The sequence below is a fragment of the Paraburkholderia lebeckiae genome (assembly GCF_050436225.1).
GTDB classification, from domain to species: domain Bacteria; phylum Pseudomonadota; class Gammaproteobacteria; order Burkholderiales; family Burkholderiaceae; genus Paraburkholderia; species Paraburkholderia tuberum.
Genome location: NZ_JBNDLU010000002.1, coordinates 2797117 through 2813860 on the forward strand (window position 1 = coordinate 2797117; position 16744 = coordinate 2813860).

16 protein-coding genes are annotated in these 16744 nt (G+C 59.3%); 8 read left to right on the forward strand and 8 right to left on the reverse strand.

Going from position 1 to position 16744, the window contains the following annotated elements; all coding sequences use genetic code 11:
* Nucleotides 1-227 precede the first annotated feature (227 nt).
* Genes OKW45_RS27535 through OKW45_RS27545 form a run of 3 tightly spaced genes read left to right on the forward strand, consistent with a single transcriptional unit; the run spans nucleotide 228 to nucleotide 2060 of the window.
* Nucleotides 228-983: a hypothetical protein gene (locus OKW45_RS27535; RefSeq protein WP_429472242.1), complete on the forward strand. Its 756-nt coding sequence runs from the start codon at nucleotides 228-230 to the stop codon at nucleotides 981-983.
* Nucleotides 984-987: 4 nt separating this feature from the next.
* Complete coding sequence (locus tag OKW45_RS27540) at nucleotides 988-1479, forward strand: hypothetical protein (protein WP_429472244.1); 492 nt, start codon at nucleotides 988-990, stop codon at nucleotides 1477-1479.
* On the forward strand, nucleotides 1470-2060 hold the full coding sequence (locus tag OKW45_RS27545; protein ID WP_184068925.1) for a hypothetical protein: 591 nt from the start codon (nucleotides 1470-1472) through the stop codon (nucleotides 2058-2060). The genes OKW45_RS27540 and OKW45_RS27545 overlap by 10 nt, the downstream gene beginning before the upstream one ends.
* A 767-nt stretch (nucleotides 2061-2827) precedes the next feature.
* On the opposite strand, the gene OKW45_RS27550 is transcribed toward OKW45_RS27545, so the two are convergent.
* The 3 genes from OKW45_RS27550 to OKW45_RS27560 all read right to left on the reverse strand — a co-directional run bounded on the left by OKW45_RS27550 (nucleotide 2828) and on the right by OKW45_RS27560 (nucleotide 4985).
* Nucleotides 2828-3151, reverse strand: coding sequence for a Rha family transcriptional regulator (locus OKW45_RS27550; protein WP_429473372.1), 324 nt, complete (start codon nucleotides 3149-3151; stop codon nucleotides 2828-2830).
* A gap of 579 nt (nucleotides 3152-3730) precedes the next feature.
* A complete protein-coding gene (locus tag OKW45_RS27555) occupies nucleotides 3731-4147 on the reverse strand; it encodes a DUF4279 domain-containing protein (RefSeq protein ID WP_429472246.1) in 417 nt (138 codons plus the stop codon).
* 10 nt (nucleotides 4148-4157) lie between these two features.
* The gene (locus tag OKW45_RS27560; protein ID WP_429472248.1) at nucleotides 4158-4985 is read right to left on the reverse strand and encodes an HMG-box domain-containing protein; all 828 of its coding nucleotides are present in this window, start codon (nucleotides 4983-4985) and stop codon (nucleotides 4158-4160) included.
* A 513-nt stretch (nucleotides 4986-5498) separates the two neighbouring features.
* Between OKW45_RS27560 and OKW45_RS27565 the strand changes: the two genes are divergently transcribed.
* Entirely contained in the window at nucleotides 5499-5702 is a 204-nt protein-coding gene (locus OKW45_RS27565) for a hypothetical protein (RefSeq protein WP_429472250.1), read from the forward strand.
* Between the two features lie 611 nt (nucleotides 5703-6313).
* Here the strand turns inward: OKW45_RS27565 and OKW45_RS27570 are convergent.
* From OKW45_RS27570 to OKW45_RS27590, 5 genes are all read right to left on the reverse strand, one after another.
* Nucleotides 6314-6496 carry a hypothetical protein gene (locus OKW45_RS27570; RefSeq protein ID WP_429472252.1) on the reverse strand — a complete coding sequence of 61 codons (183 nt, stop codon included), beginning with the start codon at nucleotides 6494-6496 and terminating at the stop codon, nucleotides 6314-6316.
* A gap of 199 nt (nucleotides 6497-6695) precedes the next feature.
* A complete protein-coding gene (locus OKW45_RS27575) occupies nucleotides 6696-7262 on the reverse strand; it encodes a PH domain-containing protein (protein ID WP_429472254.1) in 567 nt (188 codons plus the stop codon).
* A gap of 19 nt (nucleotides 7263-7281) precedes the next feature.
* Nucleotides 7282-7731, reverse strand: a complete 450-nt coding sequence (locus tag OKW45_RS27580; protein ID WP_239499044.1) for a DUF4279 domain-containing protein — start codon at nucleotides 7729-7731, stop codon at nucleotides 7282-7284.
* Nucleotides 7703-8716 (reverse strand): hypothetical protein, encoded by a 1014-nt coding sequence (locus OKW45_RS27585; RefSeq protein WP_429472256.1) that lies wholly within the window; start codon nucleotides 8714-8716, stop codon nucleotides 7703-7705. The genes OKW45_RS27580 and OKW45_RS27585 overlap by 29 nt, the downstream gene beginning before the upstream one ends.
* A gap of 194 nt (nucleotides 8717-8910) precedes the next feature.
* Nucleotides 8911-9567 (reverse strand): hypothetical protein, encoded by a 657-nt coding sequence (locus OKW45_RS27590; RefSeq protein ID WP_429472258.1) that lies wholly within the window; start codon nucleotides 9565-9567, stop codon nucleotides 8911-8913.
* A 930-nt stretch (nucleotides 9568-10497) separates the two neighbouring features.
* On the opposite strand from OKW45_RS27590, the gene gcvA reads away from it, so the two are divergent.
* The 4 genes from gcvA (at nucleotide 10498) to OKW45_RS27610 (ending at nucleotide 16736) form a co-directional block, all read left to right on the forward strand.
* A complete protein-coding gene (gene gcvA, locus OKW45_RS27595; RefSeq protein ID WP_026225692.1) occupies nucleotides 10498-11406 on the forward strand; it encodes a transcriptional regulator GcvA in 909 nt (302 codons plus the stop codon).
* Nucleotides 11407-11692: 286 nt separating this feature from the next.
* The gene (locus OKW45_RS27600; RefSeq protein WP_429472260.1) at nucleotides 11693-14191 is read left to right on the forward strand and encodes a CoA transferase; all 2499 of its coding nucleotides are present in this window, start codon (nucleotides 11693-11695) and stop codon (nucleotides 14189-14191) included.
* 376 nt (nucleotides 14192-14567) lie between these two features.
* Complete coding sequence (locus OKW45_RS27605; RefSeq protein ID WP_018419956.1) at nucleotides 14568-15659, forward strand: ABC transporter ATP-binding protein; 1092 nt, start codon at nucleotides 14568-14570, stop codon at nucleotides 15657-15659.
* Between the two features lie 39 nt (nucleotides 15660-15698).
* Complete coding sequence (locus tag OKW45_RS27610) at nucleotides 15699-16736, forward strand: ABC transporter substrate-binding protein (RefSeq protein WP_429472262.1); 1038 nt, start codon at nucleotides 15699-15701, stop codon at nucleotides 16734-16736.
* The last annotated feature ends 8 nt before the right edge of the window (nucleotides 16737-16744 follow it).

Consider the following 16744-nt stretch of genomic DNA (forward strand, 5'->3'; position numbering starts at 1 on the left):
AACATTTAGAACGTCAACCTTTGGGGGCCGCTATGCCAATGTCAACTGCAAGCACAGCACTTGCGACTACGGCGTCCGGATGGAGCGCACTTCTCGCATCGGCAGGGTCAACGATCGCCCAGGTTCCGAAGGAGGTCTGGGCTGCGATACTCGGGGCCGTTATCGCCGCAGCTATCAGCGGCTTCACTACGTGGCGCGCGAATGCAAACGCGCGGCGGATGCTTGGAATGCACCTCGAAGACGCCGCGAAACAATCTGAGGCCAAGCGCAGAATGGACCTGAGACGGGACGTATTCTTGCCGGCCCTTCAGGAGGCAGCCAAAGCGTCACACGTTCTCGGAGAGATGACAGGAGCGGAAACCGATTCCGCGAAAGCCAACGAACAAATGAAGGCCGTGACTGCCGCACTTGCGGGAATCCATGCAGTCGGATCGGCAGAGACAGTCACGGCTACATTCCATCTTGCTCAGTTTGTGGGGGAGATCTTCGCGGAGCTCGCAATTAGGCGAGCCGAGTCAGTAGCGAAGTTCACGTTAGTGACCCAATTGGCGCTGCTAATCGACAAGGAGCTTGCCAACGGAAACGCACTGACTGAAATGATGAAGGCCTGCAATCTCCAGGGAGGAAATGCAGTCCAATTTGCACGGGTGATGCAGCAATGGGAAGGGCAACAAAAGCTGCTTGCCACAATGATAGAGGACCGCGACAAAGCAACCCTGCGATATCGACAGTCAATTGCTCGATCTATCGAGTACTTAGCCAAAAATTTGTCGAAATTGACCGAATTGCAGTCAGGGGCAATCCTTGCAATGCGTCGAGAACTCGATCTCTCGATTGACGAAGAAGTCGTGAAGCGCATCGCAAGCGAGGCCGCAGCGCATGGCGCGAATTCGCTCGATAAATTGACCCGCTTTCTTCAGCGAAACGATCTCGATTCCCCCTCCGGTCAACCGTCCGCTTCTGTGTCAGCAGGACAGGGGTAACGCATTGGCCGAAGTCTCGATTCGCAAATTCGCTCGCCGTGAAGGCGGCTCTGAAGGCGCCGTGCGCAAGGCGATCAAGGCCGGGCGGCTCGCCGCACCGCTGGCCGAGGGGTCGCTCGACCCCGGCCTGATTCGTGGCGTGCGCCTATGCGACTGCCGCGGACCACGGTACGCACCCACGCCCCTGCTCGGCCTGCCCATAGTCGTGCGCCGCTACGAACACCCCGGCGGGCCTCGGATGTATGTGGGCCTGATCGCGCGTGCGGACCGCGATGACGCGGTGGATATCGTCGCGCTCCCTTCGGCGGATCGCCACTGGCGCTCGAGCGCGTGCCGCTCCTCGATGGTCCGCCCGACGATGAGCGCCGGCTGGCCGCGTGGCTGGCCGGATGACAACGCAACGACTCGCGTTGCATGGAATATTGCTGGCCGCACCGGCGGCCGCCACGTAGTATTGGCCGCTTTGCATCCGAAGACTTTGTGGCCGTGGACATAATTCAAGCTGTGCTCAATTGGACCAACAACAACGCCGGGCTGTCGGGTTGGGTTCAGGCAATCGGGAGCATTCTGGCCGTGGTCTCAGCCTTCATGTTTCCGTGGCTTCAGTCTCGCAAAGACCGGCGGTTACGCGAAAGCGAGCGCCGAACTTCCAACCTCGCTCTGGCCGCCGCCGTTCGCGCAATAGCTGACGAAGCCGACGAGGCGCTCCGCGACCTGACACGCACATTTGACCATTCGCCTGAGGTCTTTTTGCCAGAGGACTTCCTAGCAACTTTTCACCATATGGAGTGGCCCAATCACCCGCGCGCCACAATGTTCCGTCGGACGATGGACGATCTGCTCGAGCGCATATCTGCGTTGAGCCAGCGTCCTAGTATTAGCGACGGACAGCTCGGTGAACTCGTTGAGATTCGTCGTTGCCTTAAGGACGCCTGGCTACTGTTCGATGGTGTCCAAAATCCCTATCGAGAGTTCGCTACGAAGGACAAGAACCAGTGCTATGCGATTCTGAATCGCGCATCGATTGTTAGAGGCGCCACGTCGGCGGCCTACGATGCCCTGACCGAGACCGAGTGAGTTCGGCGTAGAGTGCGCGCCGATGTCGACGCACCGAAGAGCAGGCCCCCGGCGCCACCCACCGTGCCCGATGGACTGAAAGCCTTGAGGGTCACAGTTTTCGCGCCGGTTACCACTCCGGTTGCCACTGGAAACTAGCCATCAACGCGGCGCAAGGCTCGGCAGCAGGGGCCGCACGCAACGGCCACGCACCCAAACGGAAGCGGACCCAATGAGAGGTTGAGAAAAGTTGAGGTTGGCGCGAATGCCTGCGCCTCAGCCTGAGCGGAAACCGTTTGCGGATATGGCTCTCGCGCTGGTACGCACAGAAAACGCGGTTTCCGGCTGCGAACCATCGGCGGCAGGTTTCCACTGGAAACGACCCGCGAAGGGCCGCCGGCAAAGGCTGAGCCGCTGGTTGCCGCTCGCGAGGTTGCCACACAGGTTTCCACGGAAACCGCACTTTGCGTGTGCGGGCGAAATGTTCAGGTTTGTTAAGGTTCGCGCCGCCGATCCTGTAACACGGCGGCTGTAACAGTCGATGTAACAGCTGGGCGCGCTGTTACGGAGCGCCAGAGTGCCCGCGGTCTCGGCCTCGACGCATAGGTATCCAACGCGCGGTATCCACTGCGGTATCCACGGAAAACGCAGTTACCACGCTGGCGGTTACCACTCTGGTTACCACGGTTTGGGCGGTTCGCACGCTGGTAGCCATCGGTCAGTGCGAACCACGGCGAGCGCGCCGCCCGTCACGGCTTTGCGGCTGGTTCGCGGCCGTTGGTTCGCGCTCAGGTTCGCACGGAAAACGGCCTTGCCGACTGCGAACCAAGCGGGGACCGGTTGCCACCGGAAGCGCCCCGCGAAGGCCCGCCAGCCAAGCAGAGCGGCTGGTTGCCACTCGCACCATTGTGCTCGGCCATCGCGTTGAACGCCTCAATGAACGCCTCCTTCATTGAGGCGGCTGCCTTGCCGGTAAATCCCATCACGAGAAACATGAACCCGTCTTTTGTCAGCACATAGAACGGCTGAGGCTTACCCCGCTGCCTCGCGTTAGCTTCCGTACAAAATCCAAAATTGGCTTCTGCAAAATCACTGGGGCATTCGGCTGTTATTTTCGGTTACCACGCCGGTTACCACGGAGACCGGGAGTTTTTTTCCCCTATTAAAAAGCGTGGAACGGGAAAGAAACGCCGGGAGTGTCAACAGGACGGGCTCCCCGGACGCATTCCCAGCTACGAAAACCGGGGGCGCCGACGGAAAAAATCCGGACTCCACCACACGCGCACCGGCCTCAAAGCGTCAAAGTCCAAGGTGCGGACCACCCGGCAATGTCTGCACAACGCCGCACGAAGGCACGAATAGGTGCAAGCGGGAAAAGCCCGCAAAGCCCTGTCGCGCAAGGCCGCGCGCGGTTAGCCGCTGCTTCGAAAGTTCGCACGAAACACCACCCGTTTGTACCGGGTAGTTAATGCGGGCCGACTTTCTTGAGTCCATTACGCGCGGGCGAGGCAGGTTTTTTCCGTCTATAAAAAGGGGGATTCGAGGGGAAAAACCGGCGCTCGGCGCGCGCACGGCGAGCTCGCAGACGCCCCGCCAGCTTTCCGGTCAGACGTCGAACTGGCAGCCCAGAAAGACCGGCACAAAAAAGCCGACTCGCGAGGGTCGGCTTTTGCATTTGGGCGCTTGCTGCGCTATCGGTATTCGTCAATCTCGACCGTGCCGCCCATTCCTTCCATCATCACGCGGATATCGTCGGGCACATCGGGCACGCGGTCGCCGCTCTCGTTGTACCAGTAACAGAAGAAACGCATCTCTGCGCCCTTGTCTTCGAGTAACTGGCGCAAGTCATCGCGCGGCAAATTCAGGCGGTCAATCAGGTAACGCAAATGCGGCTCAAGTGAATCGCTGCGAACTGCGCCCTCACTGCGCACGCCCCAAAGGCCAACGCGGCCCGGCACGCTGCTCAATCGCCCCGACGGCGTCATAAACTGCTTGCCCTTGACTATCGCCGTGTCCGGTGCAACGCCAAAATATCTGGTCCAAATCTCGGGGTCCAAATCATCCGAGGTTATCGAAAATGATACATGTGCAAGTTGATGTGCGTTCATCGTAGAAATATCAGTTCGTATAGTCGTGCATATTGCCGATGATGTTTTTCCTGAATTCGACCGCACCGGTATCGTGCCAAATCACATTGTCATCGCCTCGTAGCTTGAGGTCGAATTTCATCGCGTGGACCATATCGCCAAACGTCTTGCGGTCATACCCCAGCATCTTCGCCGCGTAGTTTGGGTTGTTCGTGCTCGCGGCGAGTTCAACGGCATCGCCGCTTAACGCCTCAGGCACATACTCGAACGGCTTCGCATCGCCGAGAAGCGTCGAGTTCGCGATCGCGCCTGCGCCGTTGCCGCCATTAACGGCGAACCCAGCTCCGCCGATTGCGGCCCCCGCCATTGCTCCGACCGCGCCAAGCAAATCAAACCTGCTGCTCGAGCTGGACGATGCGGAGAGCGTGCGCTCGATAAGACATCCGTCCGCACCGAACGGTACGAGCTGGCCGTCGAGAAACCCGTAGACGGTCGGCTTCGGGTCCGGCACGCGCTTCGGCCAGCTCTGCGGCCCGTAGGGCCGGGCAACGCGCCGGCTACCCCGCCATGCACGGTCGATCGCAGGAACGAGCCGGCCATCGCGTACCGCGTCGCGAAGGATACGCGTCACGCCTTCGCCGTCGACTGGCGCGCCCAGGCACGAGATGCTCAGGTGCTCGCTGATAAAGGCGGCATAGGTGCTGAAGTCACTACAGCCGCGTGCATCGCGGCGGCTGGTTGAAACGCGGAACAGCCGGTCAAAGTCCCGCTCGTCCTGCTCGATCTGTTCCTCGCGCTCCTTGCGTGCTTTCTGGCGCTCCTCGTAAGAGAGCTTCCAGCCGCGATCCACCTCCTGCACGTCACGAGCCGGCACGAGCGAGCATTGCCAGTCGCTCGTCAGTGGCACGTGCAGCGCATTGTACGACTGCCCCCATTCCGGAAATGCCATGTCTCCTCCGCTTCAATCTGAGGCGGGTATACGTAGCACGAAACAGGGGCGGAAAACTGCACACGACAATTTATGACGATTGCCGACGGGTGCGCCTCTGCTGGGAAAGCGCATCGCCGCGGCCGATGCGAACCTCGACACGCTGATGGCAGCCCTTCGTGCATCAGGGATGCGGCCCGTCTCGTTGCGCCCTGTGGATAACTCCCATGCACGTCATTGCCCAAAAAATAAGCAAAACAGGGGCATCACGCACACCCTTTATTGACGGGCAATTCCCGTAAAGCGGACAAAATCTATCCACAGGTCGACAATGTGATAACGAACGTTATGTAAAATTGCGGACGTTATCGCTGGTTATCTCCGCTTTACGGTAGACGTGCTATTCTCGCCGCACACCCACTCTCACGCGTACGCGAGAACACGATGACCCCTGAAGAGTTCCAGGCCGCACTGACGCGGCTTGACTGGAAGCAATCCGATTTCTGCCGTATGGCCGATGTCGACAAGAACACCCCGAGCCGCTGGATCAAGGGCACCACGCCGGTTCCCGGGTGGGCGGCGCGCTTCCTTGCGATGGCGTTGGAGATAAAGAGGCTGGCGGCGCTGATCGAGCCGCCCAAGGGATAACTGATAACTAGCGCATCTCACTGCCAGGGGTATCAAAATAATTTGGGGGCACGTTTTGGGGGCGAAGCGTCCAGCCTTACTCCCAGCCAATGCTTGCGTCTCTGCCGCCGCAGTATCAGCGTGTATCATCCGCTATCAGTCCAGTGCGCCTCAAATGGGTAGCCAGGTGGGTAGCCAGCGCCGCTAATCAGTCAATCGACACCACACAACTTACTGATCAATAAGAACTTTTTACGGCCCATCAGAACAGTACGACATTGTTTTGATGTAATTGCCAAAATCCTTATCCAGCAAGGATAGCGGCTAAAAAAATGGCCTATTTTTCGCGCTAGCTACCCATCTAGCTACCCATTTTTGGGTGCGCTGGCGATGAACGAGGATCAACGGGCCGTTCCCGTGACCATCAGAATTCGAAATCAGAAAAGAAAGGCCCGCGCGGATCACTCCGGCGAGCCCTTCCGTATAGATGACGCCCTATCGACACTCGCCCAGCAATGCCCACCCCTCGGCCAGAATCGAGCCAATAGCGATCAACGATAAAAGGGTGGCGGCAAGGACATAGGCGCGGCATGCGGCCATGGGCTGCCGGTTAGGTCTGCGTTCGTTGCTCGTCATGCTGCGTGATGTTTCGGCCGCGCGGCGTCGCAGCGTTGATCAATTGTGGCGCGCACGATCGGATTGGCGAGCAGCTGGCGGGAATCAAGCACGCCATAACGGGCGCGAAGCGTTTTTTCAACCGCCTGACAGTCTGCATAGTTGCCGCTGTCGGCAAGGCTGTACGCAGCTCGCCGCATGGCCTCGCGCCGCCCAGCCCCTAGCACATCCCGCCTCGTCGTGGCTTGCCTCTGACGTAAGGGTGTCCCTTACATCATAGGTCGCACGACGAGACATGTTTGCACGTTATCAATTGCGCGGCCTTCATTGTGGCGGTATGCAGGACGACCGGTGAGCAGCGCGAGGCCGATAGCCAGGTTCGTCGCCATTCGTACAAGCTCACCGGGCAAGCATCCGAGTCTTCTGCTCAACAAACTCTGCCTCGGTCAGAATACCGCGCTCCCGTAGGCCGGCCAGCCGTTCCAGCTTCGAAACAATATCATCTGTCTGCACTGCATTGGTCTCTGTCGGCGCAGCGACAGGGGCGGGACTTCGGTATGCGTTCAAGGCGTCGCGTACTTTGTTGGTGAAGCCGGCTACCGACTTCTTCGGGACATTCTTGATTACGCGCTCACTGGCCGCGTCCTCGATGCGGATCGTCCCGAACACAAGCCCCGTGCTGCCAGATACCGCGTTTATCTTGTCCAGGTTGATAGAGATCTGCTTTAGTCCGAACAGAAGTCCCTTATCAAGGAAGATCACGCGATGGTCAGTCAACGCAATCAGCCAGGTGTTGCCGTCCATAAGCCCTGAAGCAAAAGCTAAAACCTGCTCACCATCCATGAGAATTTCAGGGAGGTGATTCAGCTCCTTTTTCGTGAAGAACCGGTCGTCACCGATTTCGCGGGCGATGCGGTTGTACTCCGCTTTGAGATCCTGCTTGCTGGCATACTTAAAATCAAACATCGTGGGGGCCTTCTCCTGTTTATCGGTACTCGTCAATCTCGATGGTGCCGCCCATCGCTTCCATCATCGCGCGGATGTCGTCCGGCACATCGGGCATTCGGTCCCCAGTCTCGTTCATCCAGTAGCACCAGATCGACATAGCTACCCCGTCCCGGCAAACGAGATCGCGAAGACCGTGACGAGGCAAGGCGAGCGTCTTTATCAGGTACCGGAGATGCGGTTCCAACAGATTGCTTTGCACAGCGCGCTCGCTTTCAACTGCCCAGGAGCCACGTTTCGCCGGATGGTCGCTGAGCTTGCCAGATGGATAAAGGTACGGCTCTCCCTTCGTTCTGCTCCGACTCGGCGTCACGCCGAAATAGTCGGTCCAAAAGTCCGGCGATACGGCGTCCCCATTGATGTAGAACGTCGCATGAGCAAGCGGCCAGGTACTTGATGAATCAGGGCGCATAGTTGTGGATGTTGTCATCGAGCAGTTGTCCGTTGGATTCGACGCTTCCGTCGTCGTGGAAGATCACGTTATCCGATGGGCGCAGTCCGTTCTCTGGCTTGAGGAGGTGCAGCATTTTGCTGAAAGTGTTCTGGTCGTAACCAAGCATCTTCGCGGCAAACTTCGGACTATTCGTAGAGGCCGCCAGCTCTTCAACGTCACGGCTTACCGCGTCCGGTGTGTATTCGAACGGCTGCGCGTCACCGAGCGGCGTCGATGTACCCTCGGCCGATTCAGCGAACCCCTCGGCCACACCATCACCTTCGCCCATGTCCGCGTTGCCGCCGACAAGTGCACCGGCCACGGCCTCGACTACCCCAAGCAGGGCGCCGCCACTGCTACTGCCGCCCATCGCAGCGCGCGCGGCGACCAGTCGCGATTCCCACGTGGCCGGATCGTACGGGCCTGACAGGACCGGCTCGCCGTTGAATGAGGTGATGCCGGGCGGGAACAGATTGGGTGAGCGGCTCCAGTAGGTTCCACCTCCACCCCCTGATGACGGCCAGCGCAGCGGTGCAGGGGTGGGGCTGTACACATGCCCCAGCGCGGAACGCCGGTCACGGTGGACCACCGGGACGAGCCGCCCATCTTTCACCGCCTGCCTGAGAACGCGCTCGATACTCGCGTTGTCGGTCGGCAGGTTCCAGTGCGCGAGACCCAGCGCATCCCTGACATAGGTCTGGATTTCGCGTAGAGCCTGACCGCCCGTGATCGTTCGCAGATCCCAGCGGGGACGGAAATACCGGTCGAAGTCTTTCCGGTCCTGTTCAAGCTGCCTGCGCGCGTCTTCTTCTTCGTCCCGCCTGTCGTCCCTCATGAACGACCAGCCTCGCGAGCGGCTGCTATCTCGATCCCAAAACAGGCTACTGCGCCGTTCTAGCTCCATGCTGTGATACTGGCTGGCGGCATGTAGCGTGCACTGCCAGCTGCACTCCAGCGGAATTTCTAGCGTGTCCCAGGGCATACGATGGTCTCTATCCGTGTGACGGCGTAAACGTAGCAGATCATCGGAAGGCTATGTTTTCGGGATATGTGCTGAAACTCGAGCTGGACGAGTGAGTTTGCGAGGCGCCTCGGCGTTGCGATGCTTAACCTGATCGCCTTTGGAACGTCAGAAATCAAGCAGTACATGAGTGCTACGCAGAAGCCCATTCAGCCCTAGCGTTCGGGCTCGTCGTGATTCCGGCCCCGGTCCCGCTGACGCTGCTGTTCGAACTGACGAGACCGCGCGGCACTGGCCTGTTCGTTGACCTGTCGTTGAGCCTTGACTGCTGCCTTCGCCAGTTCGGGTTGTCGGACCTGCACGCGCTCCTGGGCGACCGTGTTCGGGAACGGCAGACCCGTTACCCAGGCGGTGTCGCCCGTGCCGTACGCCTCGGCCCGCTTGCGAATCGCCCTGAGCGCAGCGTCCGCCCGATCTGCCTCGATCGCGAGCGCTCTGCGCTCCTGCTCCCACTTGTCACTGATGAGACGCCGCAACGCTGACGGGCGGGCCTCGTCGTGCTCGGCCAGCGAGTGCCGCGCGTCTTTGGCGGCCTGTTCGCGTCCGGCCACTGCCTCGGCGATGTAAGCCGCCTGTTCGCGCACCACCTCGCGCTGGTAAAGGGCCAGCACTCGGTCGGAGAATACTGCCCGCAGCTTGTCCTGCAGCGCCTCAGGCTGGTCCTTTATCCGACTATCGAGCTCGGCCCATAGCTGATCAACCGTTCCCCGCTTCTTCGCGTCAGCTACCTCCGGTGCCAGCTCTGCGCGGGGCGGCTCGATGACGGCGATCACCTCGCCGGAACGCACTACATCTTTAAGCACGCTCGCCAAGTCATCGGCGGCCGTACCAAGCCGGTGAAACTGGATGAAACTCAGTCCGTCCGGTGATATAGGTCACAGCGTCCGCTTGGACCTAGGTCTACTCTAAGTGATCGCATTCAGCACCTTGCAAGGTTGCTTCAATCGTGAGGGAATAACCTAGCAGATCGCCGGGAGGCTATGTTTTCGGGATACGCCCCGTCAACAAAAAAGCCGACCATCGCGGGTCGGCTTTCTCATCCTCGTCTTTCCCGGCTGTCCGTTAGTGGTGCAGAACGCGTCGAGGGAGGGCTTTGGGGATTATCGATACTCAAGCCGGACATAGACAAGCGGGCGATCGGGCTTGCCGTTGAGTCGTTCTATTTTCGCTGAGAGGTGTCCTGTTGATGCCCACTTTGCTACGCGGGCGCGAAGAGCCCGATTCACGTAACCCAGCGGCTTTCCGTGATGCACGACAAAAAGCGCGTCACGCTATCGGCCTGAGGAGGAACGTTCGGCTTCCCAGTAGTTGACGCACCTGCGGTCGGGGAGATCGACTCCCGCCCCAAAACACGCCCCCGCCCTTGGACTAAAGTCCCCTATCACGCTGATAACCAAAGTGTGGCCGTTTCATCGGATATGGTTTGATCGCAGGAGACCCAGATTGAGCGTTGCAATGTCGCTGGAATCGATAATGCCCATGCGAGCGTCTCGCATCGGGAAGGGCAACACTCCCGTGGCCGTGTTGCACTTCGCTCTTGGAAACCGCCCCACCAGGCTTGTCATTTCAGAGTGTTCGAAATTCCGCGCTAACATACGTTCGATTGCCCAATTGGATGGAGTGAGCGCGCACTCGTCGACGCCTGGGAACACCGCAGCGTCCGCGGGTCTAGTGGATCTTGAATGGCCGCAACACGCAACTAATCCACGAAGTCGGACAGCTTTAGTCAAACGGTCTGCAGAATGAGAAAACGATTACCTCCCCTTAACTGGTTGCGCGCATTCGAATCCTCTGCCCGGCATCTCAGTTTCACCCATGCGGCGACAGAGTTGAGCCTGACCCAGGCGGCGGTAAGCCAACAGGTGAAGGGACTCGAGTCGCAGTTGGGGGCAGTCCTCTTTAAGCGCTTGCCAAGAGGACTCGAGCTCACTGAGGCCGGGCTAGCCTATTTGCCGGTTGTCCACGAGGCCGTAGAGCGACTGGCGGCCGCAACTGAAGAAATCTTCGGGCAAGGTCACGGCAGAGTCCTTACCGTTCGGGTCAGCCTGGTGTTTTTTACCCATTGGCTGGCAATGCGCTTACCCGACTTTCGTGAACGCCACCCCGAGGTCAATCTGCGTATCACCAGCAACATATGGGGGGGCGATTCGAGCGTGACCGACGTCGAAGCCGATATGGAAATCCGCTATGGACATGGAGAATGGACGGGACTCAAGGCCGAGCGGCTGACCTGGGATACGTTGCTGCCGGTCTGCGCCCCATTCTTGCCCTCCGAACAGACGCCACTGGCTACCCCGAAGGATCTCCGTCACCACGAACTACTCCACGTCCTGGGCTACGAGGAGGGCTGGGGATACTGGTTGAAGAAAGCAGGCGCGGGACAGGTCGACTCTTCGAAGGGAATGCAGTTCGATACCTTGATCTCTGCTTTGAGAATGGCCGAGCTTGGTCAAGGGGTGGCCTTGGCGCGCTCGTCGCTGGTCCAGTCGATGCTGGACACTGGGCAACTGATAGCGCCTTTCAAATCCCAGCTTACGACCAGTGAAGCTTTCTACCTGGTCTATTCTCCTCACAGCATCGTCAACCCTGATGCCGCGGCATTCGTGGCCTGGTTGAGTGCGAAGGCCCAGGAGGGGCGTGCGCGGAACTGATCAACCAGGTTGACATCGCACGTCCATTTCGCCGGGCTGCCAGTGATCGACTGGCCATTTTCCTGCGCGTTCACTCCGCCGGCCTCAGCCATAAATAAAATAGCCCCATCCTCGTTTTTTTTATTGCTTTACCGGCTCCCCGTTGTATCCGACAGTGATCCCAGTTCGTCGCCACGGCCACTCGCCTCGCATTCGAAATGCGGTTGATTGGTGCGGGCGGCGACCCACCACAATGATGACCTGCGTTTCGGAAGATCTGCAGGTCCTGGAGATGAGTCGGTGAGCCATGGGAAAGCACAATCAACTGCCTTTTAGCGGCGTGAAAGTCATCGACTTTGGCCAGTACATCGCCGGCCCGGCCGTGGCGATGATCCTGGCGGATCTCGGCGCCACCGTCATTCACATCGATCCCCCTGCTGGGCCGCTTTGGGACAGCCCGGCCAATGCCGTACTGAACCGCAACAAGTATTGCTTGCAGCTTGACCTGAAGTCCGCGCAGGGGCGCGAGGCGGCCATGGCATTCATCGCGCGTGCCGATATCGTGATCGAGAACTTCCGGCCGGGCGTCATGACCCGGTTGGGCCTGGACTTCGCCGAGCTGCGTCGTCAAAGGCCCGAGCTCATCACGCTGTCCATCCCTGGCTTCGCCAGCAACGACCAGTTGCGTCGTCACTGGCGCGCCCTCGAGCCGATCATTGCGTCGGCCTCCGGGGTATTCACCGATATGGGTCAGAACCGCGTACTGATGGGGATAAACCCGAGCTTTTCGCCGCTGCCGCTAGCCTCGTCCTACGGCACCATGCTGGCTGTCTCCGCGGTGGCACTCACTCTGCAAGCGCGGGAGCGCACGGGAGTGGGTGATCAAATCGAGGTGCCTCTGGCCGCGGCGGTGATGGAGGGGCTGTCTTACAACTCGATCAAGATCGACGGTTATCCCGAACGCTACAAGACCTTGCGCGAAAAGGAAATTGAGCGGCGGCGGTCGGAAAATCTTCCGATGAACCTCAGCTACGAAGAACTGCAAGAATATCTCGACCCCTTTTACCGCACATACGAGTGCGCGGACGGTCGCAAGTTCTATGCGGTATGCCCGTCACACCGCTCGCACGCCAGGCGTTGCCTTCAGGCGATGGGGTTGTACGAGGAAATGCTATCTGCCGGGCTGTCGACAGTGAGCGACCCATACCTTCCTATCTCTCAATGGGAGGGGGATGCCTCACTCGGTGTCTACCCGTTGCCTGACCATTGGGCCCGGCGCATTTCGGCACGCATGAAGGAGGTGTTCCTGACCAAGACAGCGACCGAGTGGGAAAAAATTTTCGGCGAAGGCCGTTTTCCCGGGGCACCCCACCGCTCGACTCAGGAGTGGTTGCACGACGAGCACGCCAACGCCGCTGGTCTGGTGGTCGATGTCGACGACCACCAGTATGGCAACATGAAACAGCCTGGCGCGATCGCCTGGCTGGAAGACAGTGCCGAACTGATGCTCTCGCCCGACGCACGCCGCACGGTGAGTCTCGAAGAAGCCCTGGCCATCCTGGATGAGTGCGCGCCCACGGCACTGCCGCCCCCATCTGAACAGCATGTTGGCGGCTGGCTTGACGGTGTGCGTGTCCTCGATCTGACCAACGTCATCGCGGGTCCGCATTCGACCTCCTACCTCGGCCGGTTCGGCGCCGAGGTTATCAAGCTCGACCCCGTAACGCCCAACTATGATCCCTGGAACACAGTGGTCTTTGGCATGTCTTCGGGCCGCGGCAAGCAAAGCGTCCTGGTCGACCTGAACCACCCCGACGGACGCGAGGTGTTTAACCAATTGGTTCGTTCGGTTGATGTGATCGTGATGAATGCACCGGATCGTCAACTGGCACCTTTGGGTCTTGACGAAGCGAGTCTCCAGGCTGTCAACCCTGGCGTGATCTTCTGTCAACTGGATTGCTTTGGCGGACCGCGTCGCGGCCCGCGGACCGATTATCTCGGCTACGACGACTTGATCCAGGCCGGCACCGGCATCATGCTGCGCTTCGGCGGCGGCATGGCAACGCCAGAGGAACACGCTCACGTCGGAACCATTGACGTGAATTGCGGGTTCGCTGCAGCGCTCGGCGTTGCCGCCGCTTTATATCGCAAAGCCAGAACCGGCCAGATCAGCCGTGCCCGGACCTCCCTGGCATCGCTCGGCAACCTGGTGCAGATTCCCTTCTGCTACGACTACTCACGGCGGGCCCCGTTCGATGAGCCTTCCGGCCGTAGCGCCCAGGGCTTTGGCAACCTGTCACGCTTCTTTCGGGCCGCGGATGACTGGTTGTATGTGGACGCCAGCGAAAAGGAACTGGACAAGCTAAACGCCGTAGAGGGGCTGACGGGCATCCGCGACGCGGCAGATCCCGCAGCGTTTCTCAGCTCCGCGTTCGCCACGGCCTCCGCCGAAACCTGGCAGACGCTGTTGCAAGCGGCCAATGTGGCGGCAGCCATTCCGGACAATATCGACAACTTGCGCCAACGCTACAGCCGCCCTGCAGACAATCGTCCGGGCATCGATAACGGCAGCTATTCATTCAGTGTGTATGCCGAGCATCCGAGTGGACGACGCGTCATCCAACTCGATCCTTTTGCGATTCGCCCTCACGTTGCTCCGATCCGCGCACTGGCGCCAGCAGAAAAGTTTGGTGCCTCGACCCGAGGGGTTCTGCGCAAGATGGGCTACAGCGATACCCAGATTGCGACGTTGATTGCGCGAAGGGCGGTCGGCGAAAGCTGGTGCGAAGAGTACTTGCCCAGCTGAACACGTCACCGTTGCGGGCAAGCCGGAACAAATCGCGACCGTTCCGCTGATGCGTGGACGCGACCGACAGCAGCAAGCACCTAGAAGAAAAAAGGCTGTAGCGAAGGGGTGTTCGAATATTTATAAGATTGGAGACGAAGATGCACGTACGACACCGCAAGCTCCCGGGTACCGAAAACACCCGGCGAGGCGCAGAAATCGTTATCGAGAACCTCAATCGAGCTACGCAGCACATGGCGCGAAAACGCCCATGGCGAGGCACGGGGAAGGAGGTACCCTGCGCGCCTCCCTGTCGCCGCAGCCGATCCGCAGACACAGCGCTACCGCCTGCGCTGCCAGGTGCCTTCCGCACCGAAAGACATTGAGGGTAACGATCATGCAAGACCAGGGCAACACATTTGTGAGCTTCCGCAATGTTCGGAAGACATACGACGGGGAAACACTCGTCGTCAAAGACCTGAATCTCGACATCCAGAAGGGGGAGTTTCTCACTTTGCTCGGTCCGTCCGGCTCGGGAAAGACCACCTGTCTCATGATGCTCGCCGGGTTTGAATACCCAACCGATGGAGAAATCTGGCTGGATGGTCAGTTACTTAATCGCATTCCGCCGCATAAACGCGACATTGGAATGGTATTTCAGAACTATGCACTCTTTCCACACCTGACCGTCGGACAGAACCTCGAGTATCCCCTCAAGGTTCGCAAGATGCCGCCAGACGAGCGGGCCGCGCGCGTCAAGCGGGCGCTCGAGATGGTCCACATGGAAAAGCTGGGCAAGCGAATGCCAGGTCAGCTCTCAGGCGGTCAGCAACAGCGAGTGGCGCTTGCGCGTGCGCTGGTGTTCAACCCCAAGCTTGTGCTGATGGACGAACCGCTTGGCGCGCTGGACAAACAGCTGCGCGAGCACATGCAGATAGAGCTCAAGGCATTGCACGAATCTCTTGGCCTGACCTTTGTGTACGTCACACACGATCAAGGTGAGGCGCTCACGATGTCTGATCGAGTAGCGGTCTTTGATCAGGGGGTGATCCAACAGCTCGACCAGGTCGACTCGCTCTACGAATCGCCGAGGAATCTGTTTGTAGCCAACTTCATTGGTGACAGTAACCGGGTGGAAGGCACCGTCGTAAGCCGGGATGGTAATTATTGCGAGTTGCGAATTGCAGACGGTACGACCGTACGTGCGCTGAATGTTGCCGGGCTCAATGTCGGTAGCCACGCCACAGGGGTGATCCGTCCCGAGCGGCTCTCGATTGGACGGCAATCCGAACAGCAGCGCAATGTCATCAACAGCGAAACGCTTGGGATGATCTACTTCGGCGATCACGTCCGGCTGCGTTGCCGCTGCCCCGGAGAAACAGAGTGTTTCGTGAAGGTTCCGCTCGGGCAGGACGGGGCGGCCCATGTCCAACCGGGAAATCGAATCGCGTTGTCGTTTCATGAAGATCATCTAAGAGTTTTCAATTGACCACGCGTAGCGAAATCACCTTGTGCCAAGGAGAACGAAATGAGGTTCTTTAGAAATACGGTCGGCGTGGCTGCCATGATGTGTTGTTCCGCTTTCGCATTGGCCGACGGCCTTACGACGGTCAATTACGGTGGCGCCGTGGGGAACGCCGAGAAGGCTGCCTGGGTTGAACCGTTCTCGAAAGCGAGCGGTATTCCGACGAATGCGATTGAGTACACGGGCGAAATGGCCAAAGTCAAAGCGATGGTCGACGCCAAAGATGTCACGTGGGATGTCGTTGAAGTCGAGTCGGCAGACATCGGACGCGGCTGTCAGGACGGACTCTTCGAGAAGCTCGACTGGTCGAAGATCGCGAAAAAGGGTGATCTGGTGCCTGGATCGGTGACTCCCTGCGCTGCCGGCACATTCGTGTGGTCGACCGTGCTGGCATACAACCCGACGCTGACGAAGGGCGCGCCACAGGGCTGGAAGGATTTCTGGGACGTCAAGAAATTTCCTGGCAAGCGTGGCATGAAGAAGGAGGCGCGTTATAACCTCGAATTCGCACTGATGGCAGATGGCGTTCCGGCGAAAGACGTGTACACCGTGCTGGGCACGGAGGCTGGCGTCAATCGGGCGTTCAAGAAGATGGACGAACTCAAGCCACACATTCAGTGGTGGGAGGCTGGCGCACAGCCGCCGCAGTTCCTGGTCGCCGGTGACGTTTCGATGTCCACCGCGTATAACGGCCGCATCGACGCCGCAATGCGGGCAGGGAACAAGAACCTGGGTATCTCGTGGGACCAAAGCGTCTATGAGCTGGACTTTTTCGTGATTCCGAAGGGCTCAAAAAATAAGGATGCAGCCGAGAAGTACCTTGCCTACGTGCTCGAACCTCAGGCTCAAGCTACGTTCGCCCAGCACATCCCGTACGGACCAACCAACAAGGGCGCCTTAAAGTTGCTTGATGCAACCACTCTTGCAAACCTGCCTAACTCGCCGAAGAACGGCAAAACCGCTATCCCCAACGACGTAGAGTTCTGGACCGACCACGGCGACGCGCTAGAACAGCGTTTCACCGCGTGGGCAGCGAAATAACGCGAATC